This window comes from Allobosea sp., assembly GCF_036675845.1.
In the GTDB taxonomy this organism is placed as follows: domain Bacteria; phylum Pseudomonadota; class Alphaproteobacteria; order Rhizobiales; family Beijerinckiaceae; genus Allobosea.
In genome coordinates this window covers 1-25,957 of record NZ_JAKFED010000138.1, presented here as the reverse complement: position 1 = coordinate 25,957, position 25,957 = coordinate 1, and the positions used below count along the sequence as shown (strand labels likewise).

Genomic DNA, 25,957 nt, shown 5'->3' with positions numbered 1-25,957 from the left:
CGGCGGCGCATCACAGCGCCGGATCGCCCGGCCCGCCCGTCGGCGGGTGTGCGTCCAACGGAGCTTTGAGATCGTCTTGACTGCCTCGATCGGCGACCTGCGCATGACGCCGCGTACCGAAGAGACGCCACGGCGGGTTTCGGCCTGGCTCGGGGCGCTGGTGGTTAGCTTTGCGCTGATTTCCGGACTTGCCACCTTCCTCGTTCTTGCGGGCGCGACGCCGATTGCGCCGGTCCACGAGGTCGTCCTCGGCCTTTTCATCCTCAATGGCCTGCTGATCCTGCTGCTGCTGATCATCGTCGCCTTCGAGGCCGCGGTGCTGATCCGCGCGCGGCGCGCCGGTGTCGCCGCAGCCGGCCTGCATGTGCGCATCGTCCTGCTGTTCAGCATCGTCGCGGCCCTGCCGGCGGCGCTCGTCGCGGTGGTCGCGACCGTGACGCTGGAGCGTGGGCTGGAGCCCTGGTTCTCGGACCGGATGCGGGACGTGATCTTCAAGTCGGTCGAGGTCGCCGACGCCTATACTGCCGGCCAGTGCCGTTCGCTCGGTCGCGAGATTCGGCTGCTGGCCGACGACCTCGGGCGGGCCAAGCCGGCTTTCGACGTCGACCGGCCCTGGTTCGAGAACTTCCTGACGGCGCGGGCGACGGCGCTGGGCCTGCCGGTGGTCTGGATCATGAAGCCGCCGGATACCATACTGGTGCGCGCCAATATCGATGTGCTGCGCGGCGCGAGCAAACCCGATGCGGCAGCCTTCGAGGATGCCCAGACCTCGCCCGAGCCGATCTGCGTCGTGCCGGCGACGGGCCGCATCTTCGGTGCGCTGGTGAAGCTCCCTTCCTATGACGGCGCCTTCCTCTATGTGGCGCGCGAGGTCGATCCGCTGGCGGTCGAGTTCCCGGCGGTCGCGCGCGCCGCGGCGGTGGAATATCTCGGCATCGACGCACGCCGGAAGGGCGTCCAGATCGCCTTCGCCTCGATGTACGGGCTGATCGCGATCATCCTGCTGCTGTCGGCGAGCTGGCTGGGGCTGAATTTCGCCAACGGGCTGGTGGCGCCGATCCGTCGGATGATCCATGCCACCGACCAGGTTTCCAGCGGCAATTTCTATGTCCAGGTGCCGATCCGGCGGGCGGAAGGCGACCTCGCCCATCTCGGCGAGACCTTCAACAAGATGACGGCGGAGCTCCGGCGGCAGCGCGACGGGCTGGTGACGGCGAGCGAGGTGATCGACCGCCGCCGCCGCTTCACCGAGACGGTGCTCTCGGGCGTATCTTCCGGCGTGCTCAGCCTGGACGAGGACGGGCACGTCACCATCGGCAACCGCTCGGCGGATGCGCTGCTCGGCACCGGCGGGCGCCTGCTTGGCGAGCCGATCGCTGAAATCGCCCCGGAGATCGCCGAGTTCGTTTCGGAGGCGATGGCCAACCGCCAGCGCCTGAGTTCGGGGCAGGTCGCGATCACGCGCGGCGGGCGCGACCGCATGGTCAACATCCGCGCGGTGCGCGAAGGCGAGGGCGCCGGCGCCGGGCTGGTCGTCACGCTCGACGACATCACCGACCTGGTCACCGCCCAGCGCACGGCCGCCTGGGCCGATGTGGCGCGCCGCATCGCTCATGAGATCAAGAATCCGCTGACGCCGATCCAGCTTTCGGCGGAGCGCATCCGCCGGAAATTCGGCAAGGTCATCGTCGAGGACAAGGAGATCTTCGACCAGTGCACGGCGACGATCGTCCGCCAGGTCGACGATATCCGACGCATGGTCGACGAATTCTCGTCCTTTGCACGGATGCCGAAGCCTTCGCTGGCGCGCGAGGACATCGTCGAGACGGTGCGCCAGATCGTCTTCCTGATGCGCGTCGGCAACCCGGAGATCACCATCACCGACAGCCTGCCTGAGGAGCCGGTGCTCGCCCAGTTCGACCGCCGGCTGATGTCGCAGGCCCTGACCAACGTCATCAAGAACGCCACCGAGGCGATCGAGGCCGTCCCAGCGGACGAGCGCGGCAAGGGCCGAATCGACATCGTGCTGGAGCGCCACGGCGACGGCCGGATCGTCATCGACATCCTCGACAACGGCAAGGGCCTGCCTGCAGACCAGCGCCACAAGCTGCTGGAGCCCTATATGACGACCCGCGACGGCGGCACTGGTCTCGGGCTCGCGATCGTCGGCAAGATCCTCGAGGATCATGGCGGCGGCATCGAGCTGCTGGATCGGCCCGACGATGCGCGCGGGGCGCGGGTCAGGCTCTGGGTCGTCGAGACCGGGCCGCCGGAAAGTGGCGACGAGACATCAGAAGCACGCAATACGCCGGCGGAACGCGCCGGAGGACAGATGAACGGGACCAACGCATGAGCGCTGACATTCTCGTCGTCGACGACGAATCCGACATTCGCGAACTCGTCGCCGGCCTGCTGGAGGACGAAGGCTACCGGACACGCAAGGCCGGCTCCGCCGACGAGGCGCTGGCGGCAATCGCCGCGCGCCGGCCAAACCTCGTCTTCCTCGATATCTGGCTGCAGGGCAGCCGGCTCGACGGGCTGCAGGTGCTGGAGCTGATCAAGGAGAGCCATCCCGACCTCGCGGTGGTGATGATCTCCGGCCACGGCAACATCGAGACGGCGGTCTCGGCGATCAAGCACGGCGCCTACGACTTCATCGAGAAGCCGTTCAAGGCCGACAGGCTGGTGCTGGTCGCCGAGCGCGCGCTCGAGGCCTCGCGCCTGCGTCGCGAGGTGCGCGACCTCAAGGCCCGCTCCGTCCAGGCGAGCCGGATCGTCGGGCGCTCCAGCGCGGTCAACCAATTGCGGCAGACGCTCGAGCGCGTCGCGCCGACCAATGCGCGCGTGCTGATCACCGGTGAGCCCGGCTGCGGCAAGGAATTGACGGCGCGCACGTTGCACGAGGCGTCGACCCGCTCCAGCGGCCCCTTCGTCGTCATCAACGCGGCGACGATCACGCCCGACACGATGGAGGAGGAGCTTTTCGGAATCGAGGGCGGCGAGGGGCGCTCGCGCCGCGTCGGCGCACTCGAGGAGGCGCATGGCGGCTCGCTCTATATCGACGAGATCGGCGACATGCCGCGCGAGACCCAGAACCGGATCCTGCGCGTGCTGGTCGACCAGAATTTCCAGCGCGTCGGCGGTGCCACCCGCGTCCATGTCGACGTCCGGGTCATCTCCTCGAGCAGCCGGGATCTCGCCAAGCTGATCGCCGAGGGGCTGTTGCGCGAGGACCTCTATCACCGCCTCGGCGTGGTGCCGATCCGCGTGCCGGCGCTGTCGGAGCGGCGCGAGGACGTGCCCGAGCTGATCGAGTTCTTCATGGACCAGATCTCGGTCGCCAGCGGCCTGCCCAAGCGCCGCATCGGCGGCGACGCCATGGCGATCCTGCAATCGCATGAATGGCCGGGGAACGTGCGCGAGCTGCGTAACAATGTCGAGCGCCTGATGATCCTGACCAAGGGCGACCCCGGGGCGGAGATCACCGTCGAGATGCTGCCGGCCGAGGTCGGGGCGATGGTGCCGACGACGCCGTCGGGTTCGGGCGGCGAGAAGCTGATGAGCCTGCCCCTGCGCGACGCCCGCGAGATCTTCGAGCGCGAATACCTGATGGCACAGATCGCGCGCTTCTCCGGCAATATCTCGCGCACGGCGGAGTTCATCGGCATGGAACGTTCGGCTCTGCACCGTAAGCTGAAATCGCTGGGGGTGGGGTGATTCATCCCACCGCAATGCGTGTCGCGCAGGGGGCTCGGCTAAAATTGGTGCGTCGCAACTCTTGCGCGACATTGTCCCGTCACGATCTAATGAGGCGTCGGTGTTCCGAAAACTCGACGATCGTCGTCACAGTCTAACGGAACGATCTGGATCGCACGCGCAAGCCGATTGCGGTCCCAACAACAGAGGCACAACATGGCCGCAGAGCGGGCTCAGAATCTCCAGGACACGTTTCTCAACCACGTCCGCAAGCAGAAGATTCCCCTCACCATTTTTCTTGTGAACGGCGTCAAATTGCAGGGCGTCGTCACCTGGTTCGACAATTTCTGCGTGCTGCTGCGCCGCGACGGCCATTCGCAGCTCGTCTACAAGCACGCGATCTCGACGATCATGCCCGGTCATCCGGTGCAGCTGTTCGAGCCCGAGGAAGCGGAAAAGGCCTGAGCCGTGGCCGGCAAGGCCGGAGCTGACTCCGACGCGTCGGCCGCAAAGCCGATCGACGCGGCGGAGCACGCGGTCGCAGCCGATACGCGCGCCTTCGTGGTCGGTCCCTATCTGGCGCGCCAGGCGCCGGGCAGGGCCGCCGCAGCAGACGAGAACCAGCGCAGCCATGCCGCGCGGCTCGACGAGGCGATCGGCCTCGCCGGCGCCATCGACCTGCAGGTGGTCGAGGCGATCCAGGTCATGCTGAGCGCGCTTCGTCCCGCGACCTATCTCGGCAAGGGCAAGGTCGAGGAACTGGCCGAACGGGTGAAGCTCGAGGAGATCGGGCTCGTCGTGATGGACTGCGCGCTTTCGCCGGTGCAGCAGCGCAATCTCGAAAAGGTCTTCGGCTGCAAGGTCATCGACCGGACCGGCCTGATCCTAGAGATCTTCGGCCGGCGGGCGCGCACGCGCGAAGGCACGCTGCAGGTCGAGCTTGCGCATCTGAACTACCAGAAGAGCCGGCTGGTCCGGTCCTGGACCCATCTCGAGCGCCAGCGCGGCGGCTTCGGCTTCCTCGGCGGCCCCGGCGAGACCCAGATCGAGGCCGACCGGCGCGTCATCCAGGAGCGGATGACCAAGATCGAGCGCGATCTCGAGACGGTGAAGCGCACAAGGTCGCTGCACCGGGTCAGCCGCAAGCGCGTGCCTTATCCGGTGGTCGCCCTGGTCGGTTACACCAATGCCGGAAAATCGACCCTGTTCAACCGGTTGACCTCGGCCGAGGTGCTGGCGCAGGACATGCTGTTCGCGACGCTCGACCCGACGGCGCGGGCGCTGAAGCTGCCGCATGGCGCCAGAATCATGCTCTCCGATACGGTCGGCTTCATCTCCGACCTGCCGACCCAGCTCGTCGCCGCCTTCCGGGCGACGCTGGAGGATGCGATCGAGGCCGACGTGCTGCTGCATGTGCGCGATGTCTCGCATGAGGACACGCAGGCCCAGGCCGCCGACGTCCGGGGCATCCTGCGCGATCTTGGCATCGACCCGGAGGACGGCCAGCGCGTCGTCGAGGTCTGGAACAAGGCCGATCTGCTCGGTGGGGCGGAGCGCGAGCGCCAGGCGGGCCTGGCCGAACTCAAGCCGGAATCGACCCGCCCCGTCCTGGTCTCGGCCCTGACCGGCGAAGGCATCGGCCGGCTGACCGACGCCATCGAGAGCCGCATCGCCAGGAGCCGCCCGGTCTATCGGCTGGTGCTCGCGCCGGGCGACGGCAAGTCGCTGGCCTGGCTGCACGCCAATGGCGAGGTCCTGGCGCGCAGCGACGGCGAGGATGGTGCACTGAGCCTGCTGGTGCGGCTGCCGCCGGAGCGGGAAGGGGCCTTTTCGGCGCGCTTCCCCACCGCCGAGCGCGAACGCTAAAGGCGAGCGCTTTCGGAATCGCTTTGCGATCCGGCTGAAAGCTGAATCCGTCTCTCATCGGCAAGTCAGAGCAGGATCGTCCTGCGCCAGACCTCAGTTCAGCCCGGCCTTGTCGATTCGGTAGCGACCCTTGCGATCGCGGCGGAAGAATTCGCGCGCCTGCGGGTGGCGAACCGGCTGGCCGGACTCGTCGCTCACGAGATTTTGTTCCGAGACATAGGCGACGTACTCGGTCTCCTCGTTCTCGGCGAAGAGATGGTAGAATGGCTGGTCCTTGGACGGGCGCAGATGTTCCGGGATCGCGAGCCACCATTCCTCAGAATTGGAAAAGACCGGATCGACATCGAAGATCACACCCCGGAACGGATAGACGCGATGACGTACCACCTGTCCGATGCGGAATTTCGCGGTTCGTGCTTCCATTTTCCTTCGATCTGTTCCTGACATGACAGGGATCGACCTGCCATCATGCGTCGCCGTCCAGCGCCTGACCTAGGATTGCGTCGCCAATAGGTCAATGTCCGCCAAGGTCACGTCTTTGCGTCAGAAGCCGTAGCGCGCTGCCAGCCCAGGGTCGCGGCCGGCGACCTGCCTTGCCAGGTCGACGATCACCTTGGCCTGTTTCCAGGTCGCGTCGTCCTGCATCTTGCCGTCGATCATCACCGCGCCGGAGCCGTCCGGCATCGCCTCCAGGATGCGCCTGGCAAAGGCGACCTCGTCCGGATCCGGGCTGAAGACACGCTTGGCGATCTCGATCTGCGAGGGATGCAGCGTCCAGGCGCCGGCGCAGCCGAGCAGGAAGGCGTTGCGGAACTGCGCCTCGCAGGCGGCCGCGTCGGAAAAGTCGCCGAACGGGCCGTAGAACGGCTTCAGGCCCGCCGAGGCGCACGCATCGACCATCTTTGCCAGCGTGTAGTGCCAGAGGTCCTGCTGGGCGACGGCGCGCGGGGCGCCATCGACTGAGGGATCGGCGATGACCTTGTATTCGGGGTGGCCGCCGCCGACGCGGGTCGTCTTCATGGCGCGCGAGGCGGCGAGGTCGGCCGGGCCCAGGCTCATGCCGTGCATGCGCGGGGAGGCGGTGGCGATGGCATCGACATTCTTGACGCCTTCGGCCGTCTCGAGAATGGCGTGGATCAGCACCGGGCGACGCAAGGCGTGGCGCGCCTCGTACTGCGCCAGCAACTGGTCGACATAGTGGATGTCCCAGGGGCCCTCGACCTTGGGCACCATGACCACGTCGAGCTTGCCGCCGATCTCGCCCATGATCGCGGCGATGTCGTCGAGGAACCAGGGCGAGTTCAGGGCATTGACCCGCGTCCACAGGCCGGTCGCGCCGAAATCGGTCGCCTTCGCCATGGCAAGGAAGCCGTCCCGCGCCGCCTGCTTGGCCTCGACCGGAATCGCATCCTCGAGATTGCCGAGCACGATATCGACCTGGCCGGCGAGTTCGGGAACCTTGGCGCGGACCTTCTCCAGATGCGGCGGAACGAAATGGATCATCCGCTCCAGCCGCGGCGGCAGCTCGCGAAAAGGCTCCGGCGCGCCGATCGCCAAGGGGCGGAAGAACTGGCGCGGCGTCTTCGTGGTCATGCTCGGCTCCATGCTGCGGCGCAGCGAATGTGCCGGAGAGCGGGGGCGGCGTCCATCCGGTTCCGGTGGGTGGATGCGGTGTGGGCTAGTTTTCCTAGGAAGCGAAGTCGGTATAAATTCCTAGGAAAATGGTCTGGATTCTGGGCAAGGCCGGCCTGCGGGCCGAATGCCGGGCCGGAAGCGCTGTCAGTTCCGGGCGAAGGGCGTTTCGAGCACCACGCGCGGCGTGTTGCCGATGCGGCTGCGCGGACCGAGCATGCCGCGCAGGTTGAGCGCGTCGCTGGCGAAATCGGGGTCGTGCAGGCTGGCCTCGCGCACCCGGATCTTGCGCTGGAAACTGCGAAGCTCGGCCTCACGGTGCGAAAGCCCGACCCTGGCGTCGATCTGCCGGCGCTGGCTCGCGCTCAAATCGGAAGAGGCCCGGAAATCGCGAAAGTCGGATGCCGTATAGGGCCAGCTGGCCGAGCCGGCAAAGGTACGCACGCGCCCGTCGAGGACGACGCTGTCGCCGGGCCGCAGGGTGACGTCGCGCAGCAGGGAGACGCGCCGCTCGCCGATGTTGACGATCGCCGGGCGGCAGGCGGAGTCCGAGGACTTCTCGTAGGCATAGGCCATCGGCAGGGCGCCATAGGCCTTGCCGTCGCGGGAAACGGCCGCGTCGATCGTCGCGGCGCCGGGGGCGACCTTGAAGACCTTGACCGGAACGCCAGGATTGCTGGCCTGGCACAGCGCCTCATGCGCCTTCAGGTCGGCCTGGTTCCTGAGATAGCCGATCGGAGCGTGGAAGCCGTCGCACATCCGCACGCAGATGGTGCGCGCGACGTCGGCGGCGCCGGAGACGGTGTCGTAACGCATCGCCGGCGGCCGGGCGACCGCGCGCTTCGGAGCCGCCCGGTGCCGCTTGAACGGATTGAGCTCCACCGGCGGGTGCGCGAGCACGCCGTCCGGGCGCGCCCGAAACAGCGGCTGGGTCCAGAGACTGCGCGCCGGGGCATAGGCGACAGCGGAGGCGTAGGCGGCACGGGGAGCGGGTTCGCGCCGCGCCTGCCGGGTCGCCGCCTCCTGCCGGTGGAAGGCGCGGATGCCGGCATCGTCCTCGGCCTGGACCAGGGAGACCGTCAGCACGGCACCGCCGGCACCCAGCGCGAGACCGAGGCCGGCCATCGCCGCCAGGCGCAAGGGCTTGCGTCCGCGAGCGGCCATGGCGGCTGAATTGGCGCTGGGAGCGGCGGGGACAACCGCCTCGGGAGCAATCGAATCGACATTACGGACACGAAACACCGCGATCACTCCATCGCTCGCTGGTTCAGCTGTCCGCCGCACCGGAGCCATAATTTACTTTTTGTTAATATTCAATCGCCGGGCTGCCGCAACGGCAAAAGGGCGCGATGCTTAACGCCGCGCCCGCTCGAAAACTTGGGAAACCAGCTGATTCCTGGGCAATCTGATCGGCGCGCGTTCTCTATCAATCGCTTAGAGGCGGATTCAGCGATCAGGTCGATCCAACTGATCGGATCCGACTCTAGCGCAGAATCGTTTCGCGGATCGCTGCCGGCTCGCGCTGGCCGGCATCGAGCGTGCCGCGAAGTTCGGCGACGCTGGCCAGTTCGCGCGGCGCCTCGCGCACCTGCAGACTCTGCCGCAACAGCTTCTGCCGGGTTTCGGCCTGGGTGACGCCGACCGTCTCGTCGATCAGCCGCTTCGTGCCGGGCCCAAGCTTGCCGGCCTGGCGGAAATCCTGAAAGTCCTCGGCCCGATAGGGCCAGCCGGAGGAGCCGGCGAAGGTCGCGACCTTGCCGTCGAGAACGATGGAGTCGCCTGGCCGCAGGGTGATGTCGCGCAGCAGGGAGACGCGTCGTTCGCCGGGATTGGCGATGGCCGGCCGGCAGGTCGGGTCGGACGTCTTCTCATAGGCATAGGCGGCGGGCAGGGCGGCATAGCTTGCGCCATCGGCAGCGACGGCGCGCTCGATCGTCGTGGCTCCGGGAGGCAGCCGGAAGAGCCTGACCGGGACACCGGGGTTCTGCGCCTCGCACAACGCCTCATGCGCCTTGAGATCGCCTTGCGAGCGCAACTGGCCGACCGGAGCGTGGAATCCATCGCAGAGGCGCACGCAGATGGTGCGTCCACCGCCGCCGGCAATGGTGCCGTGATCGCGGGGGTCGCTTCGGGCTGGCCGCCCGGCTTTGCGGCGGGCTGACGAGTCGAGGCCAGCCGGCGGATGGGCGATCCGACCATCGGACCGCATGGCGAGCGGTGGGCGCGAGAACACGCCTCCCAGCGGGGCATAGGCCGAGGCCGAAGCGGGGCGGCCGGAGTGCCTGGCCGCTTCGTTGCGGTGGAAGGCGCGGATGCCGGCGTCGTCCTCGGCCAGGACGAGCGAGGACGCGGCCAGGACCGCCCCCGTTCCGAACACGGCGCCAAGGAGGCCGAGTGCCCCGTAACGCCGGGACTTCGCACGCAACGCGCGGCGGGGGGCGTCAAGGCCTACGGCGCCGCCCGGCTGCTGCGCCACGCCTTTCCGAACCCCCGGCATGCCTGCGTCTCCCCACGAAGCTCGTCTCGTGGTGATCGGTAGGCCTGGCGCTGTTCAGGGAGCTTGAAACGATCCTTGCAAATTTGAACTATCGGCCTGCAAGCGCCGAGGGTCCTTAACAAATCGCCGCTGCCGAAGATCACGGCGAAGCTCGTCGTCATGATCGGCCGGATGCGCACCAGCGCCACCTCGCGGCGGTGAATAGAGATGCAGGGCAGCTGCCTGCATGGCGGGCGCGCGCGGCGCGGCTCCGATCACAGTAGCGAGACGACGATCCCCACCCACATCAAGAAAAGACAGAGGAGGCCGGCAGCGAAGACGAGCGCGCGCTGCTGCAGGCGGTTCGAGCCGGTGTGGATGAGGGTATGGACCACGCGTGTCGCGACATAGGCCCAGGCCAGGATCGCCATGACATGGCCGGTGGCGCCGACATGGATCGCGATCAGGATCAGCGCGAAGAACAGCAGCGGCGTCTCGAACTGGTTGCTGAAGTTCGCGGCGGCGAGGCGGGCGGTGTCGGGATAGCGCTCGGTCGAGACCGCGACGTCCGCCATGCTGACCTCACCGCTGGCGAACGCCTTCTTGCGGCGAAGGAACATGATCGTCAGCACGACGAAGGTCCAGAGGATCTGGGCCAGTGCCGGATAGATCAGCTTGAGCGTCATTGGCCTACCTCGTGAACGACTTGCCGCAAGTTCGCATCAAAGCAGGTTTTTCACGAGCGGGTCGGATAATTCGGGCTCTCGCGCACGATGGTGACGTCGTGGACATGGCTCTCGCGCAGCCCGGCGCTGGTGATCCGGATGAAGCGCGCCTTGGCGCGGTAATCGTCGAGGTCGCGGCCGCCGACATAGCCCATCGCCGCCCGCAGGCCGCCGGCGAGCTGGTGCAGCACGTTCGAGACCGGCCCCTTATAGGCGACCTGGCCTTCGATGCCCTCCGGTACCAGCTTCAGCGCGTCCTTGATGTCCTGCTGGAAGTAGCGGTCGGCGGAGCCCCGCGCCATCGCGCCGACCGAGCCCATGCCGCGATAGGATTTGTAGGAGCGGCCCTGGTAGAGGAAGGTCTCGCCCGGGGTCTCGTCGGTGCCGGCGAGCAGCGAGCCGACCATGGCGCAGGCGGCGCCGGCGGCCAGCGCCTTGGCGAGGTCGCCGGAATACTTGATGCCACCATCGGCGATGACCGGGATGTCGGCCTTCCGGGCGGCGGAGGCGGCATCCATGATGGCGGTGAGCTGCGGCACGCCGACCCCCGCGACGATGCGGGTGGTGCAGATCGAGCCCGGGCCGATGCCGACCTTGATCGCGTCGGCGCCGGCATCGATCAGCGCCTGGGCGCCGCCGGCGGTGGCGACGTTGCCGGCAATGATCTGAACGGCGTTGGAGAGCTTCTTCACGCGCGTCACGGCTTCAAGCACCTTGGCGGAATGGCCATGGGCGGTGTCGACGACGATGATGTCGACGCCGGCATCGATCAGCATCTCCGAACGCTCGAAGCCGAGATCGCCGGTCGTGGTGGCCGCGGCGACCAGCAGCCGGCCATGCGAATCCTTGGCGGAGTTCGGATGGGCGACCCGCTTTTCCATGTCCTTGACGGTGATCAGGCCGATGCAGCGGAAGTGATCGTCGACGACGAGCAGCTTCTCGATGCGGAACTGGTGGAGCAGGCGGCGGGCCTCCTCCTGGGTGACGCCCTCGCGCACCGTGATCAGCCGATCCTTGGTCATGATCTCGGAAACCGGCTGCTCGGGATTGGCGGCGAAGCGCACGTCGCGATTGGTCAGGATGCCGACGAGCTTGCCCTTGTGGCCCTGCGGGCCGCGCTCGACCACCGGGATGCCCGAGATCGAGTTGTGCTTCATGATCGCCAAGGCATCGCCGAGCGTCTCGTCGGGAAAGATCGTGATCGGGTTGGCGATCATGCCCGACTCGAACTTCTTCACCAGCCGGACCTGGGCGGCCTGCTGGTCAGGGTCGAGATTGCGGTGAACGACGCCGAGCCCGCCGGCCTGCGCCATGGCGATCGCCATGCCGGCCTCGGTCACCGTATCCATGGCGGAGGCGATGATCGGCAGGTTGAGCGAGATGGTCTTGGTCAGCCTGGTCGAGATGTCGACATCGGCGGGCAGGACCTCCGAGGGGCCCGGCTCGAGCAGGACATCGTCGAAGGTCAGGCCGTCGCGAATGAGGCCGTCGGTGATCGTTGCCATCGTCAACTCCGGGGCCGGCCGGGGCCGGCTCTAGTTCATGGCCGGGCAGGGACGCCCGCAGCCGAGTTGACGAGGCCCGTTATCACGCGTGGGACGAAGCCGCTAGAGCAGGATGCGAAAAAGTGGAAACCGGTTTTTCGCATCCTGCTCTAACCCTTTGGTGAGAGACGGATTCAGATGTCAGATGGGATCATTCCATGATTCCATCTGACATCATCCGGCTCTAGGGGCAGGCCGGCGGAAAGTTGTCTGTGGCGGGCGCGACGAGCCGCCACGCCCGCCACCAGGCTAGTGCTGCTGGGCGGGGCGCGAGCGTCCCGCCTGGGGCGCCGGTGCCGCCGAAGGCGCGACGAAGAAGCAGCCCATCTCCATCATCATGGCGCCCTTCGCGTTCGCCATCTGCTGGCATTCCTTCTGGCGGCTGCAGTTATAGACCCGCAACGCATCGCCGGCGCCGGGCGAGACCATGCGTGTGGCGCAGCCTTGTTCCCAGCTGGATTGTGCGGATGCCGGGCCGGAGCCGAGGCTGAAAAAGGCGGAGCCCGCCATGATGGCGAAGGCGGCTGCGCGGGTCAGGTTGCCGGTCGGAGCCAGGCGGGCGGAATGCTGTGGATGGTCGGCCATGGGACACCTCTCGCCGGCGTGCCGGCAATCTTGATGCAGAATGCGATGATCTCCGCCCCGTTTTCGAGATAGTCACTCGCTGCCCGATCGCATCTGCGCGCGGCGCATGACGGCCGCGCAATCAATTGCGCGTGTCGAGGCTGGTGCCGGGTTTCCTTCGCCGCGGATGTCATCGGCGCGCATCGCCATGCAGCAGGCGCAACCCGCGCAATACGGCGAAAGTGGCTCTCGCGCTCTCGTCACGGAGCGGATCGCGGATTAAGGCTGACGCGCAGCTCGCCAGAAAGTCCGAAGCCCTTGCAGCGCGCCAAGCTCCTGCCCCTGATCGTCGCCTGCGCCTTGTTCATGGAGAACACCGATTCGACGGTGATCGCCACGTCGCTGCCGGTGATCGCAAAGTCGCTCGGCGAGGACCCGATCGCCCTGAAGCTGGCGGTGACCTCCTATCTCGTCAGCCTTGCCGTCTTCATCCCGATCTCGGGCTGGATGGCCGACCGTTTCGGCGCGCGCACGATCTTCCGCACGGCGCTCGGCGTGTTCATGCTGGGCTCGGTGCTGTGCGCGCTCTCGAATTCGCTCGGCGCCTTCGTCGGCGCGCGCTTCGTGCAGGGCATGGGCGGGGCGATGATGGTGCCGGTCGGGCGCCTCGTCATCCTGCGCAGCGTCGAGAAATCGCAGATCGTCAGCGCGCTCGCCTACCTCACCGTTCCGGCGCTGGTCGGGCCGGTCGTCGGGCCGGTGCTGGGCGGCTTCATCACCACCTATTTCGACTGGCGCTGGATCTTCTTCATCAACCTGCCGATCGGCCTGCTCGGGATCGCGCTCGCGACCATGTTCTTCGAGGACATCCGCGAGGAGGATGTGGCGCCGCTCGACATCAAGGGCTTCCTGCTGTCGTCGACCGGGTCCGCCGCGCTGATGCTCGGGCTGGTGTCGGGCGGGCGCCATCTCGTGCCCGAGAGCGTGTCCTATGCCTGCATCGCTTTCGGGGTGCTGGCGCTGCTCGCCTACTGGTTCCATGCCCGGCGCATTCCCTATCCGGTGCTCAATCTCAGCCTGCTGCGCATCCCGACCTATCATGTCGGTGTCCTCGGCGGCTCGATCTTCCGGATCGGCATCGGCGCGGTCCCGTTCCTGCTGCCGTTGATGCTGCAGCTCGGCTTCGGGCTCGACGCCTTGCAATCGGGGCTGATCACCTTCGCCTCGGCTGCGGGGGCGCTGATCATGAAGACGCTGGCCAAGACCATCCTGGCGCGCTTCGGCTTTCGTCGGGTGCTCGTCTTCAACGCGGTGATCGGCGCCGCCTTCCTGGCTGCGACCGGCCTGTTCACGCCGACGACGCCGCACTGGCTGATGCTCGGCGTGCTGCTGATCGGCGGCTGCTTCCGCTCGCTGCAATTCACCGGCATCAACGCGCTGAGCTATGCCGACATCTCGAACCGCGACATGTCGAGCGCCACCAGCCTGTCGAGCGTCGCCCAGCAATTGTCGCTCAGCCTCGGCGTCACCATCGGGGCCTTCGCCCTCGAGACGGCGAATGCCTTCAATGGCGGCCAGGCGCTGGGCGCCGCCGATTTCTGGCCGGCCTTCCTGCTGGTCGGGCTGATCGCGGCCTCGTCGGTCTTGTGGATGTTACGCCTTAAGCCGGATGCCGGGGCGGAAGTCTCCGGCCATGCGCCGGTCAGCGCCCGCAAGGCGACGGCGCAGGCGATCGAGGACCAGAAGCCGCTCGAATGATCCCAAGCCGGTTGACGTACGCGCCGTGCCGCGCGACCGGTGGCGCATGACTCCCCTTTCCCAGCGTGCCTTCCTCGGTGTCGAGCGCTCGGCGCTCGGCCGACCCTGGCGCGACCGGCTCGACATGGCGGGGCTGGCGCGGGCCGAGGCGCTGGCGCAGGTCGAGGGCGTTCCCGACGCCGTGGCGCGCATCCTCGCCGGCCGCGGCGTCGCCGCCAGCGATGCCTTGCGCCATCTCGAACCGAAGCTGCGCGACCTCATGCCCGACCCGGCAGTGCTGCTCGACATGGAACCAGCCGCCCGAAGGCTGGCAGACGCCGCCATGGCCGGCGAGAAGGTCGCGATCTTCGGCGACTATGATGTCGATGGCGCCTGCTCGGCGGCGCTGCTCGCCAATTTCCTCATCCAGGCCGGGGCCCGGCCGCGCGTGCACATCCCCGACCGGCTGATCGAGGGCTATGGCCCCAACAGCGAGGCGATCGCCATGCTGGCCGGGGAGGGGGCGACGCTGCTGGTCACGGTCGACTGCGGCACGACCAGCCATGAGCCGCTGCTGGAAGCCGGCCGGCTCGGGCTCGATGTCGTGGTGCTCGACCATCATCAGGCGCCGGAGCGGCTGCCGGTGGCGGCGGCGATCGTCAATCCGAATCGGCAGGACGATCTTTCCGGCCTCGGCCATCTCTGCGCCGCCGGCGTCGTCTTCCTGACCCTGGTCGCGACGGCGCGCGAGCTGCGCAAGCGCGGGCATTGGGCAGGCAGGGGCGGGGAGCCCGACCTGCTGGCGGCGCTCGATCTCGTCGGCCTCGCCACCGTCGCCGACGTGGTGCCGCTGGTCGGCCTCAACCGCGCCTTCGTCCGCCAGGGCATCGCCATGCTGCGGCTGCGCCAGCGGCCGGGGCTGGCGGCGCTGCTCGACGCCGCCGGGCTCGACGGGCCGGCGCAGCCCTGGCATCTCGGCTTCCTGCTCGGACCGCGCATCAATGCCGGCGGGCGCATCGGCGATGCCGGACTCGGCGCCCGTCTCCTGATGACCGGCGACGAGGTCGAGGCCCGCGGCATCGCAGCCGAGCTCAACCGCCTGAACCAGGAGCGTCAGGAGATCGAGCGCGCCGCGGTAGAGGAGGCGGTGGCGGCGGTCGAGCACCGGCTCGGCGACGCGGCGGCGCATCCCGTGCTGCTGGTCGGCTCGGCCGACTGGCATCCCGGTATCGTCGGCCTGGTCGCTGCCCGCCTCAAGGAGCGCTTCCGGCGGCCGGCCTTCGCGCTGGCGCGCCACCCCGATGGCGGCGCGACCGGCTCGGGCCGCTCGGTGGCGGGCGTCGATCTTGGCGCGGCGGTCCGCCTTGCCGTCGAGGCTGGCCTGGCGGTCAAGGGCGGCGGTCATGCCATGGCGGCGGGGATTACGCTGGCGCCCGGGCAGGAGGCGCCCTTCACGGCCTTCCTCAGCGAGAGACTGGCGGCCAATGTGGCGGTCTCGCGCGAGAGCGAGGCGCTGCTGGTCGACGCCGCGATCAGCGCGAGCGGCGCCAATCCGCGGCTTCTGGCCGAGATCGACCGCGCCGGCCCGTTCGGCTCAGGCTGTCCCGAGCCGGTCTTCGTCCTGCCGGCGCACCGGCTGGCCGATGTGGTCGAAATCGGCTCCGGGGGGCATCTGCGCGTCAAATTGCGCGCCGGCGATGGCTCCACTATCGGCGGCGTGGCTTTTCGCGCCGTGCAGGAGCCACTTGGCCAAGCGTTGCTGGCCGCGCGCGGCGAGAGCATCCATCTCGCGGCGACCTTGACGCTGAACCGCTGGGGCGGTTCGGAGAAGGCCGAGCTGCGCGTGCTCGATCTGGCAAAGCCGCTGTGAGCGGCGCGGGAGAAACGGGAAAACCAGGCTTGCCCAACCGGCTTCGGGACACTATAGCTCGCCCCGCTTCGCACGGCTTCGCTTCACGCGTCAGGAGCTTGCGACCTTCGTCTATCGGTTAGGACACCAGCCTTTCACGCTGGGGAGACGGGTTCGACTCCCGTAGGTCGCGCCACCCTTCATAGGGTGCCGTAATGTGTTGAAAATAAACGAAAATCAGAGAATGGGCCTGTGCCCCCGAGACCTGTAGCGGGAAAGCGCCTGCTATCCGGCATCCTCCCCTCGACCTGCGCCTCGTCCGACTCGCACCGCTTCACACCCATCATCGGCTCCGCGCTTCGACATGGAGCCCTATCAATCCTGCTCTTAGACCGAACTCAGCAGGATGCTGGTTTCGCTGTTGAGGACGCCGTCGATGGTGCGGACCTCGCGCAGGACGCGATCGAAATCGCTGAGGCTGTCGGCCCGGACCTCGGCGATCAGGTCCCAGCCGCCATTGGTGGTGTGCAGCGAATGCAGCTCGGGCAGGCCGCGCAATTGCCGGATCACCGCCGTCGTGGAGCGGCCCGTGACCTCGATCATCATGATCGCCCGGATCGCCTTGTCGTCATAGTCCTGCCGGAAGCGTATCGTGAAGCCGAGCACGGCGCCGGATTCGATCAGCCGGTCGAGCCGGCTCTGCACGGTGGCGCGCGAGATGCCGAGGATGCTGGCGAGCTTCGAGATCGGCGCGCGGCCGTCCTCGCGCAGGGTGGCGATCAGCCGGTGGTCGAGCTCATCGAAGACATGCATGGCAAAACGCTCATAGCGGGTTCTCAGATTGCTTCATATGCCCGCCAATAATGAACTTGTTCGCAATTCTTAGTGCAAATTGCCTTGCCGTAAAATGCTGGAGGGAAAAGGCGACGCAGGAGGGACCCGACATGATGCGGTATGTGGGCGTGGCCAATATGGTCCGGCTGGTCGGGGCTGTCGGGATCGAGCGCTATCTGATCGGCCTCGCCGGCTATATCGAGGAGGACTTCCGGCGCTGGGCCGAGTTCGAGAAGGCGCCGCGTGTCGCCAGCCATTCCCGCGACGGCGTGATCGAGCTGATGCCGACCAGCGACGGCAAGCTCTACGGCTTCAAATACGTCAACGGCCATCCGAAGAACACCCGCGCCGGCCTGCAGACGGTGACGGCCTTCGGCGTGCTCGCCGATGTCGGCACCGGCTATCCGAGCCTGCTTTCGGAAATGACCATCACCACCGCCCTGCGCACGGCGGCGACCTCGGCCGTCGCGGCCGGCTATCTCGCCCGGGACGATGCCGCGGTGATGGCGATCATCGGGCTCGGCTCGCAATCGGAGTTCCAGGCGCTCGCCTTCAAGGCACTGAACGGCATCAGCCGCCTGCGCGTCTTCGATATCGACCGGACCGCGACCGCCAAGTTCCTCGCAAATCTCGCCGGCCACGGTTTCGAGATCGAGGTGGCGACGAGCGCGCAGGAGGCGGTGCTCGGCGCCGACATCATCACCACCGTCACCGCCGACAAGCTCAGGGCGACGATCCTCTCCGACAACATGGTCGGCGCCGGAGTCCACATCAACGCGGTCGGCGGCGACTGCCCGGGCAAGACCGAGCTGCAGCGCGAGATCCTGCTGCGCGCCGACGTCTTCGTCGAACTGCCCGAGCAGACCCGGATCGAAGGCGAGATCCAGCAGATGCCGCCGGACTTCCCCGTCACGGAGCTCTGGCGGGTTATCACGGGCGAGGCCACCGGGCGCCGGGCGCGCGACCAGATCACCGTCTTCGATTCAGTCGGCTTCGCCACCGAAGATTTCTCGGCCCTGCGCTATCTGCGCGACCTGATCGAGGGCACCGATTACTATGACGAGATCGACCTACTGACCGAGCCCGAGGACCCGCGCAACCTGTTCGGCCTGCTCGCGGCGGCCTAACCGGGCAGGGGGCCGATATAGCGGGTGCGCGGCCGGATCAGGCGCTCGCTGCGTGACTGCTCGATGATATGCGCGATCCAGCCGACCATGCGGCCGATGGCGAACAGCACGAGCGGCGCCTCGGCCGGCAGGCGCGCGGCGCGGCTGGCCGCCACCAGTCCGAAATCGACATTGGGAGCGCGGCCGATCAGGCGGCGCGCGGCTGCGACGACTGCGTTGTGACGGCCTTCGCGGTCGCTGCCGGCGATGGCGAGCAGGATGCGGGCGCGCGGGTCGATCTCCGGATAGAGCGGATGGCCGAAGCCGGGGATCGCCTCGCCGCGCTTCAGCCGTGCCGCCATCACCGCCTCGGCGACTTCCGGCGAGGCGATCGAATCGAGCATATGCGCGACGCGCTCGGCCATGCCGCCATGCCGTGGCCCGTCGAGACAGGACAGCCCGGCGCTGACGGCCCGCCAAGGCGAGGCGCCGGTCGAGGTCGCTACACGTACGGCATAGGTCGAGGCGGCGAGCTCATGGTCGGCGGTGACGACGAGGGCGGCCCGTACCGTTTCGGCGGCTTCGGGCCGGCCCCAGCCCTTCGCCAGCGCGAGATGGACCGGCTCTCCGGCCGTCTCGACGCCGACCGCGCTGGCGACCGCCTGCCGCAGGATGCGGGCGCCGGTGCGGGCCAGCGCGTCGGGCGAACGGGCATGCGCGGCAAGGTCGCGGTCGGAGGCTGCGGCGAGGCCGATCAGGAGGCGTGCCATCGCCGGGCCGTCGAGGCTTTCAGGCAGGACCGGCTGGAACTCCTGCGCTTCGGCGAAAGGGTCCTCCGTGCCGCAATCCCAGAGCAGGGAGGCGACGCTTTCGAGTCGCGCGCTGCGTGCCAGCGCCTCGATCTCAACCCCGCGATAGTAGAGCCGGCCCTCATGGATGAGCGTCAGCGCCGATTCGATGGTGGCGAGTCCCGTATCCTGGCGGGAGGTCGTGCCGCCGTCGGCATGGCGCGCCTTGAGCGCGCGGATATCGGCGGCGGAATAGAGCTTGCGGCGCGAGCCGGGCTCGGGCTCCGAACGCAGCATGCCGCGGCTGACATAGGCGTAGAGCGTCGGCAGGCCGATGCCGAGTTCGGCGGCCGCCTCGCGGGCGCTGAGAACGAGTTTCATGTTGAGCAATACAATCAAGATTGATCCATGATGCAAGCCTGGCTCCTCTCGGCGAGAGCAATCAGGAGCCGATTCGAATGCGCCAGAGCCAGGCCGCCGAGTACGAAACCGACACTGCACAGCCCGCCCGGCTGCGGCAGGCCTTCGCGATGCAGATCGAGGCCTGCACGCGACTCGGCTCGCCGTTCACGGCGCGGCTGCTCGAGGCGATCGAGCCGCTGCTCGACGCGACCACGGCCACCGGCCGCAAGATCCTCGCCTGGCGGGGGCGGCTCGACGCGCTGGGCGATTCCGTGCCGCTGCGCCTGACGGGAGCGCTCCATGGAATGGTGCGGGAAGGGCGGCTCCCGGCACTGGCCGTACTCTATCCGCCAGCGGCCCTCCCGTCGGCCGAGGCGCTGCAGACGGTGCTTGGACGCGTCCTGCGCGGCGAGGACGAGGCCCTGCTCGGCTGGCTGCGCTTCACGCCGCAGACCAATGAGGTCGCCCGCGCCAGCCTGCTCTATGCCGGGCTCGTCGAGATCACCCGGCTGACCGGCTGTGCCGTCGGGCTCTACGAGGTCGGCAGCAGCGCCGGCCTCAACCTGATGCTCGACCGCTTCGCCTATGATCTCGGCGGCAGGCTGCTCGGCGAGCCCGGCTCGCGCGTCCAACTCCGGCCGCGCTGGGACGGGCCGGCTCCGGCGGGACGGGAGCCGCGCATCCTGTCGCGCCAGGGCTGCGACATCGCCCCGCTCGACATCCGCAACGAGGAGCAGCGCCGGCGCCTTTCCGCCTATGTCTGGGCCGACCAGGCAGAGCGTCTGCAAAGGCTCGAGGCGGCGATCGCAATCACTTTGCCGGCGCCGCCACGGCTCGAACGCGCCGATGCCGCCGACTGGATCGAGCGGCGGATCAGGCTCTCCGGCGAGCCCGGCGTGGCGCGGGTCGTGATGCACTCCATCGCCTACCAGTATTTCCCGCCCGAGACACAGCGGCGCATCCAACATCATCTGGAGTCCGTTGGTGCGGCCGCGACCGCGCAGGCCCCGCTCGCCTGGCTCGCCTTCGAGCAGCGCGGAGAGGCTGGCCCGGCCCTGACGCTCCGCCTCTGGCCGGGTGGCGGGGAGGCGGTTCTCGCCGAGGGCGACGCGCATGGCCGTCAGCTGCGCTGGCACGGCCATCAGGAATAGGCATAGGGCGCGGAATCGGCCGCCATGAGGCAACCGCACACATCTTCAGGTTCTCAATCGCAGCTCCGCGCTCTATAAGGCGGCGCCGCATGGTCCGAGCTTTTACGAGAAGGCGCCAGGTGGACGAACCCCACCGAGTGCTGCGCCCGCATGGCCGATCTCGCCTACCTGTTCAATCTGGTCGCGCCCTTCTTCGGGCTGATCGTGCTCGGCTTCGCCGTCGGCCGCTACAAGCAACTGCCGGAGGAAGGGCTCGCCTGGTTGCAGTTCTTCCTGATCTATGTCGCGCTGCCCTGCCTGTTCTACCGGCTGATCGCCGACAAGCCTCTGAGCGAACTGACCAATTGGGGCTTCGTCCTGGCGACGACGACGGCGACCTTCTGCGCCTTCGCGCTCTCCTTCGCGCTCGGCCTCAAATATACCCATGGCGACATGCCCCAGGCGGTGATGCAGGGCGTCGCCGGCTCCTACTCCAATATCGGCTATATGGGCCCGCCGCTGATCCTGGCGGCGCTCGGTCCGGTCGCCAGCGCACCGGTGGTCCTGATCTTCGTCTTCGACAACCTCCTGCTGTTCTCGCTGATCCCATTCCTGATGGCGGTCGCCGGCGTCGAGAAGCGCAGCCTCACCGCGACCGCGGGCGATGTCGCCTGGAAGGTCGCGACACATCCCTTCAACCTGGCGACGGTCGCGGGTGTGCTCGCAGCCTTCACCAAGCTCGAACTGCCGACCGCCATCGACAAGATGACGCTGTGGCTGTCGCAGGCGGCGGCGCCCTGCGCGCTCTTCCTGCTCGGCGTCACGGTCGCGCTGCGGCCGATGAAGCAGATGCCCGGCGAACTGCCCGCGCTGGTGATCATCAAGCTGGTGCTGCACCCGCTGCTGGTCTGGGTGCTGCTCTCGGCGATGGGCGATTTCTCCGACGCATGGATCTATGCGGCGGTGATCATGGCGGCGCTGCCGCCGGCCCTGAACATCTTCGTGATCTCGACGCAGTACCAGGTCGGCATCGAGCGCGCCTCGGCCTGCATCCTGGTCGGCACCATCGTCTCGACGGTGACGCTGACGGGCTTCCTGTGGCTGGTGAAGACGGGCAGGATGCCGGCAGATCTGTTTCCCTGAGAGCCTGCCCGGGCTCGCCAGAGCCGGGTCCGATCAGGTTGGAACAACCCGATCGGTGAATCCGTCTCCTACTCAAAGTTGCAAGCCCGCCGATGCAGCCGCTCTCCGACCTCCTCGTCCTCGATTTCTCGACCTTGCTGCCGGGCCCGCTCGCCAGCCTGTTCCTGGCCGAGGCGGGCGCCCGGATCGTCAGGATCGAACGGCCGGAGGGCGAGGACATGCGGCGCTTCCCGCCGCGGCTCGGCGAGACCTCGGCGCCTTTCGCGGTGCTGAACCGCGGCAAGACCAGCCTGGCAATCGACCTCAAGGCGCCCGACGCCATGCAGTGCCTCAGGCCCTGGATCGAGAAAGCCGACATCCTGATCGAGCAGTTCCGGCCCGGCGTGATGGAACGGCTGGGCTTCGGCCATGTTGCCCTGCGGGCAATCAATCCGCGGCTGATCTACTGCTCGATCAGCGGCTACGGCCAGGAGGGGCCGCGTGCCCTCGAGGCCGGGCACGACATCAACTACCAGGCGATCGGCGGCCTGCTCGGCCAGTCGCTCAAGCAGGGCGAGCCGGCGCCGCTACCGCCGCCGCTGGTCGCCGACATCGCCGGCGGCGCGATGCCGGCCGTGCTCAACATCCTGCTGGCGCTGCGCGAGCGCGACCGCGCCGGGCAGGGCTGCCATCTCGATATCGCCATGGCCGACGCGATGCCGACCTTCGCCTGGTATGGGCTGGCGCAGGGGCAGGCGAGCGGGCGCTATCCGCAAGGCGGGGAGGGGCTGCTGACGGGCGGCAGCCCGCGCTACGGGCTCTATGAGACCGCCGATGGCTGGTTCCTCGCCGTCGGCGCGCTCGAGGAGAAGTTCTGGACGACGTTTTGCGCGGTGATCGGCCTGGAGGAAGGCCTGCGCGACGACCGACACCAGCCGGAGGCGACGCGCGCCGGGGTCGCAGCACTGATCGCCGCGAAGCCCGCGGAGCATTGGCGCCGGACGCTGGAGCCGCGCGATTGCTGCTGCACCGTGGTGCGGACCCTGGACGAGGCGCTGGCCGATCCGCATCTGACTGCCCGCGGCCTGCTCGACCGCCAGGCGGAGGAGCCGGGCGGGCGCCGGATCGTCTCGACACCGCTGCCGCTCGCGCCGGTCTTCCGCGATGCGGCGCCGGCATTGCGCGCGGTGCCGCCGGTCGGCGACGAGACGCTTTGAGGAGAGGTCAGCCCGCCGCCGTGCCGCCGGCCAGCCCCTGGCGCATCACCAGCCGGCGCAGCGGGCCGAAATGCGAAAGCGCGAGCAGGCCGGCGCCGCGCAGCAGGTCGGCTGGCAGCAGGTCGGTCAGCAGGGTTCGGTTGAGGGCGTCTACGGCGCCGGTCCGCAGCCGGACATCAGCCTGGCGTGCCAGGTCGTAACGCGCCATCGGCCCCTCTGCGCCAACATCCTCGGCCTCGGCGAGGGCATCGCGCAGCGCCGCGACGTCGCGCAAGCCGAGATTGAGCCCTTGCGCCCCGATCGGCGGGAAGACATGGGCCGCCTCGCCGATCAGGGCGGTGCGGGCGGCGGCGAAGCGTGCCACGGAGAGCCCGCCCATCGGGACGCGCCCACGCTTTCCTTCGACGGTCATCGCGCCGAGGATGGAATGGGTCTGGCGCTCGACCGCGCGAGCGAAGCCGGCATCGTCGAGCGCGGCGAGGTCCTCCGCCTCGCGCGGCGCCAGCAGCCAGACGAGCGAGGAGCGCCGGCCGGGCAGCGGCACCAGCGTGCAGGGGCCGGCGCGGGTGTGGAATTCGGTCGAGGTGTCGTGATGCTCGCGGCGATGGCTCAGGATCGCGGTCAGCGCCACCTGCGGATAGGTCCAGTCGCGGGTGTCGATGCCGGCCGCGGCGCGGACGCGGGAATTGCGGCCATCGGCGCCGACCACCAGCGCGGCGCGAAGCGGCTCGAAACCGGCGCCGGACAGCCGGACCGCCTCTGCCTCCGCTTCAATCTCCTGCACCGGCGCCGCGATCATGCGGATGCGCGGCTCCTGCGCGGCCCGGTCGGCAAGCGCCTCGACCAGCGCCGCGTTCTCGACATTCCAGCCAAAGGCCGAAAGCCCGAGCTCGGCCGCCTTGAATTCGACGGGCGGCTGGCGGAACAGGCTGCCGGTATCGTCGACCAGCCGCATGATCTCGAGCGGGGCGGCGACGCGTTCCAGCGCCGCGGCCAGGCCGAGTTCGCCGAGGAGCCGCCAGGAGCCATCGAGCAGGGCGACGGTGCGCCCGTCGCGCGGTGCGGTCGCGGCGCCGAAAAGCGCCACATCGCGACCAGCGGCCGCCAGCGCTAGCGCTGCCGCGAGCCCGACGGCGCCGGCTCCGACGATGGCGATTTCGCAATCCTGCTTTCGTGGATCCGTCATGACCCTTTGGCTAGCCCATGTCGGTGCCGCTGGCGAGCGCGCGCTTGCCGCATCTCAGGCGTCGCGAAACGTCACGAGGGTCTCGTCGATCCCTTCGTGGCCGAGCACGTGGCGCACCGCAGCCGTTGCTCCCTCGATCTCGACCTTGGCGTCATGGCGCTTCGCCTTGTCGATCACGGTCCGCAACGCGACCGCGGCGCTCGAATCCGCGAAGGGGACGTCGCTGAGGTCGAGGACGATGCGCGGCGGGAACGGGCCAGTCCGATCCAGCACCGTCGCCACATTCATGCTGGCGCCGAAGAAGAGCGGGCCGGAGATGCGATAGCGGAAGGCGTCGCCATTGCTGCCGGGCGCGCTCTCGGTATCGGCTGCGTCCGGCAAATCGTCCTCGTCGACCAGGGCCGGATCCATGCCGGCCTCGACCGTGACGACATTGGCCATGCGGTGCATGAAGATCAGCGAGCCGAGCACGACGCCGACACCGATGCCGACCATCAGATCCTCGAAGACGACCAGCAGGAAGGTCGCCAGCAGCACCACCGAGTCGGCGCGTGAATGCCGCAGGATGGCGATGAAGGCCGCCTTCTCCGCCATGTTCCAGGCGACGACGGCGAGAACGCCGGCCAATGCCGCCAGCGGGATGTAGGAGGCGAGCGGCGCCGCGACCAGCATGAAGAGCAGCACGAACAGCGCGTGCAGGATGCCCGCCACCGGCGTCTGCCCGCCGGCGCGGATATTGGTCGCCGTGCGCGCGATCGTCCCGGTCACGCAGATGCCGCCGAACAGGGAGGCGCCGATATTAGCCGCACCCTGCGCCACCAGTTCGGTGTTGGAGCGATGCCGCCTGCCGGTCATGCCGTCGGCGACCACAGCCGAGAGCAGGGATTCGATGCCGCCGAGCACTGCGATCGACAGCGCGGCTGGCAGCACCGCGACCAGCTTGTCGAGGCTGAAGGCCGGCAGATGCGGGGCGGGCAGCGAGTTCGGGATGCCGCCGAAGCGGGTGCCGATGGTCTCGACCGGCAGGTTCAGCAGGAAGACCGCCGCCGCGGCGAGCGCGACCGCGATCAGCAGGCCCGGCCAGCCCGGCCGCCAGCGGCGCAGGCCGACAATGACGCCGATCGTCAGGGCGGAGAGCGCGAGGGCGGCGGGGTTGACTGTGGCGAGCGCCGACCAGAGCGCCTGCAGCTTCGGCAGCAGCGCGGCCGGCTCCTTGCCGGCCAGCGTCAGGCCGAGCAGGTCGCGGATCTGGCTGGCGAAGATGATGATGGCGATGCCGGCGGTGAAACCGACCAGCACCGGATGCGGAATGTACTTGATGTAGGTGCCGAGCCGGAGCAATCCGACTGCAATCAGGATGGCGCCGGCGAGCAGCGTCGCCAGCACCAGCCCGTCGAAGCCGTGCTGGTCGACGGTCGCGGCGATGAGGACGATGAAGGCACCGGCCGGCCCGCCGATCTGGTGGCGGCTGCCGCCGAGCGCCGAGACCAGGAAGCCGCCGACGATGGCGGTGAAAAGGCCGGCTGCCGGTGTCGCGCCGCTGGCGATCGCGATCGCCATGGACAAGGGCAGGGCGACGATCGCGACCGTGAGCCCGGCAAGGGCATCGGCCCGCAACCGGGCGGGGCCGTAGCCTTCGCGGAGCGTCGTAAAGAGCTTGGGCGCGAATCTCCCATGCGATGCTGTGTCGCCGCCAAGGCTTGCGCCCGGCTTGTTCATGTCTTGTTCCTGTCGTGCATTTTCGCCAGCCTGATCGTTCAGCGGCGCGCGACTCGCGCCCGGCGCCGATCCCCATGCGCAGTCCAGCCGTTGCGCCGGCCGGATGCAAGTCCCTATGGTCGCGCATCTGCCTCGAGGAGAGATTTGTCATGGTGAAGGCCATTCGCGTGCACAAGACCGGCGGTCCGGACGTGCTGCAACTGGAAGACGTCACGCTGCCGGCGCCCGGTCCGGGCGAAGTGCTGATCCGCAACCGGGCCATCGGCCTCAATTTCATCGACACCTATTTCCGCACGGGGCTCTACCCGGCGCCGCAACTGCCGTTCACGCCCGGCAACGAGTCGGCCGGTGACGTTCTCGCCGT

General features: G+C 68.4%; 22 protein-coding genes and 1 tRNA gene. 12 read left to right on the top strand and 11 right to left on the bottom strand.

From position 1 onward, the window contains the following. Positions 1-76: 76 nt before the first annotated feature. The 4 genes from V6M56_RS14350 (at position 77) to hflX (ending at position 5,562) form a co-directional block, all read left to right on the top strand. Positions 77-2,353 (top strand): sensor histidine kinase NtrY-like, encoded by a 2,277-nt coding sequence (locus V6M56_RS14350; protein ID WP_332684777.1) that lies wholly within the window; start codon positions 77-79, stop codon positions 2,351-2,353. Continuing rightward, positions 2,350-3,717 carry a nitrogen assimilation response regulator NtrX gene (gene ntrX / locus V6M56_RS14345; protein ID WP_332684776.1) on the top strand — a complete coding sequence of 456 codons (1,368 nt, stop codon included), beginning with the start codon at positions 2,350-2,352 and terminating at the stop codon, positions 3,715-3,717. The genes V6M56_RS14350 and ntrX overlap by 4 nt, the downstream gene beginning before the upstream one ends. 195 nt (positions 3,718-3,912) lie before the next feature. Continuing rightward, positions 3,913-4,161 (top strand): RNA chaperone Hfq, encoded by a 249-nt coding sequence (gene hfq, locus V6M56_RS14340; RefSeq protein ID WP_332684775.1) that lies wholly within the window; start codon positions 3,913-3,915, stop codon positions 4,159-4,161. 3 nt (positions 4,162-4,164) lie between these two features. Then, positions 4,165-5,562, top strand: a complete 1,398-nt coding sequence (gene hflX / locus V6M56_RS14335; protein WP_442881160.1) for a GTPase HflX — start codon at positions 4,165-4,167, stop codon at positions 5,560-5,562. Between the two features lie 93 nt (positions 5,563-5,655). Here hflX and hspQ read toward each other — a convergent pair whose 3' ends face one another. From hspQ to V6M56_RS14300, 7 genes are all read right to left on the bottom strand, one after another. Continuing rightward, positions 5,656-6,009, bottom strand: a complete 354-nt coding sequence (hspQ, locus tag V6M56_RS14330; protein WP_442881159.1) for a heat shock protein HspQ — start codon at positions 6,007-6,009, stop codon at positions 5,656-5,658. Between the two features lie 96 nt (positions 6,010-6,105). Next, positions 6,106-7,155: an HpcH/HpaI aldolase/citrate lyase family protein gene (locus tag V6M56_RS14325; RefSeq protein WP_332684773.1), complete on the bottom strand. Its 1,050-nt coding sequence runs from the start codon at positions 7,153-7,155 to the stop codon at positions 6,106-6,108. Between the two features lie 186 nt (positions 7,156-7,341). Further along, positions 7,342-8,358, bottom strand: a complete 1,017-nt coding sequence (locus V6M56_RS14320) for a DUF2865 domain-containing protein (protein ID WP_332684772.1) — start codon at positions 8,356-8,358, stop codon at positions 7,342-7,344. A 319-nt stretch (positions 8,359-8,677) separates the two neighbouring features. Next, positions 8,678-9,571 (bottom strand): DUF2865 domain-containing protein, encoded by an 894-nt coding sequence (locus tag V6M56_RS14315; protein ID WP_332684770.1) that lies wholly within the window; start codon positions 9,569-9,571, stop codon positions 8,678-8,680. 374 nt (positions 9,572-9,945) lie between these two features. Further along, on the bottom strand, positions 9,946-10,356 hold the full coding sequence (locus V6M56_RS14310) for an MAPEG family protein (protein WP_332684768.1): 411 nt from the start codon (positions 10,354-10,356) through the stop codon (positions 9,946-9,948). Between the two features lie 50 nt (positions 10,357-10,406). Further along, a complete protein-coding gene (gene guaB, locus V6M56_RS14305) occupies positions 10,407-11,900 on the bottom strand; it encodes an IMP dehydrogenase (protein ID WP_332684767.1) in 1,494 nt (497 codons plus the stop codon). Positions 11,901-12,188: 288 nt separating this feature from the next. Further along, entirely contained in the window at positions 12,189-12,524 is a 336-nt protein-coding gene (locus tag V6M56_RS14300; RefSeq protein WP_332684766.1) for a hypothetical protein, read from the bottom strand. A 297-nt stretch (positions 12,525-12,821) separates the two neighbouring features. Between V6M56_RS14300 and V6M56_RS14295 the strand changes: the two genes are divergently transcribed. From V6M56_RS14295 to V6M56_RS14285, 3 genes are all read left to right on the top strand, one after another. Beyond that, positions 12,822-14,261, top strand: coding sequence for an MFS transporter (locus tag V6M56_RS14295; RefSeq protein ID WP_332684765.1), 1,440 nt, complete (start codon positions 12,822-12,824; stop codon positions 14,259-14,261). Positions 14,262-14,307: 46 nt separating this feature from the next. Beyond that, a complete protein-coding gene (gene recJ / locus V6M56_RS14290) occupies positions 14,308-16,110 on the top strand; it encodes a single-stranded-DNA-specific exonuclease RecJ (protein WP_332684764.1) in 1,803 nt (600 codons plus the stop codon). Positions 16,111-16,210: 100 nt separating this feature from the next. Beyond that, a tRNA-Glu gene (locus V6M56_RS14285) sits at positions 16,211-16,285 on the top strand. A gap of 191 nt (positions 16,286-16,476) precedes the next feature. On the opposite strand, the gene V6M56_RS14280 is transcribed toward V6M56_RS14285, so the two are convergent. Then, a complete protein-coding gene (locus V6M56_RS14280) occupies positions 16,477-16,902 on the bottom strand; it encodes an Lrp/AsnC family transcriptional regulator (protein ID WP_332684763.1) in 426 nt (141 codons plus the stop codon). Between the two features lie 131 nt (positions 16,903-17,033). Here V6M56_RS14280 and V6M56_RS14275 point away from each other — a divergent pair, with 131 nt between their 5' ends. Beyond that, on the top strand, positions 17,034-18,050 hold the full coding sequence (locus V6M56_RS14275) for an ornithine cyclodeaminase (RefSeq protein WP_332684762.1): 1,017 nt from the start codon (positions 17,034-17,036) through the stop codon (positions 18,048-18,050). On the opposite strand, the gene V6M56_RS14270 is transcribed toward V6M56_RS14275, so the two are convergent. After that, on the bottom strand, positions 18,047-19,198 hold the full coding sequence (locus V6M56_RS14270) for a citrate synthase (RefSeq protein ID WP_332684761.1): 1,152 nt from the start codon (positions 19,196-19,198) through the stop codon (positions 18,047-18,049). The genes V6M56_RS14275 and V6M56_RS14270 overlap by 4 nt on opposite strands. Positions 19,199-19,275: 77 nt before the next feature. On the opposite strand from V6M56_RS14270, the gene V6M56_RS14265 reads away from it, so the two are divergent. The 3 genes from V6M56_RS14265 (at position 19,276) to V6M56_RS14255 (ending at position 22,688) form a co-directional block, all read left to right on the top strand. Further along, on the top strand, positions 19,276-20,370 hold the full coding sequence (locus V6M56_RS14265) for a DUF2332 domain-containing protein (protein ID WP_332684760.1): 1,095 nt from the start codon (positions 19,276-19,278) through the stop codon (positions 20,368-20,370). Between the two features lie 150 nt (positions 20,371-20,520). Continuing rightward, entirely contained in the window at positions 20,521-21,492 is a 972-nt protein-coding gene (locus V6M56_RS14260) for an AEC family transporter (protein ID WP_332684758.1), read from the top strand. A gap of 92 nt (positions 21,493-21,584) precedes the next feature. Then, a complete protein-coding gene (locus V6M56_RS14255) occupies positions 21,585-22,688 on the top strand; it encodes a CaiB/BaiF CoA transferase family protein (protein ID WP_332684756.1) in 1,104 nt (367 codons plus the stop codon). A gap of 7 nt (positions 22,689-22,695) precedes the next feature. On the opposite strand, the gene V6M56_RS14250 is transcribed toward V6M56_RS14255, so the two are convergent. Next, positions 22,696-23,874 (bottom strand): UbiH/UbiF family hydroxylase, encoded by a 1,179-nt coding sequence (locus tag V6M56_RS14250; RefSeq protein WP_332684754.1) that lies wholly within the window; start codon positions 23,872-23,874, stop codon positions 22,696-22,698. Between the two features lie 54 nt (positions 23,875-23,928). After that, on the bottom strand, positions 23,929-25,593 hold the full coding sequence (locus V6M56_RS14245) for a SulP family inorganic anion transporter (protein ID WP_332684752.1): 1,665 nt from the start codon (positions 25,591-25,593) through the stop codon (positions 23,929-23,931). Positions 25,594-25,742: 149 nt separating this feature from the next. On the opposite strand from V6M56_RS14245, the gene V6M56_RS14240 reads away from it, so the two are divergent. Then, positions 25,743-25,957: alcohol dehydrogenase catalytic domain-containing protein (locus tag V6M56_RS14240; RefSeq protein WP_332684750.1), on the top strand; the 215-nt coding region annotated here is incomplete at its 3' end.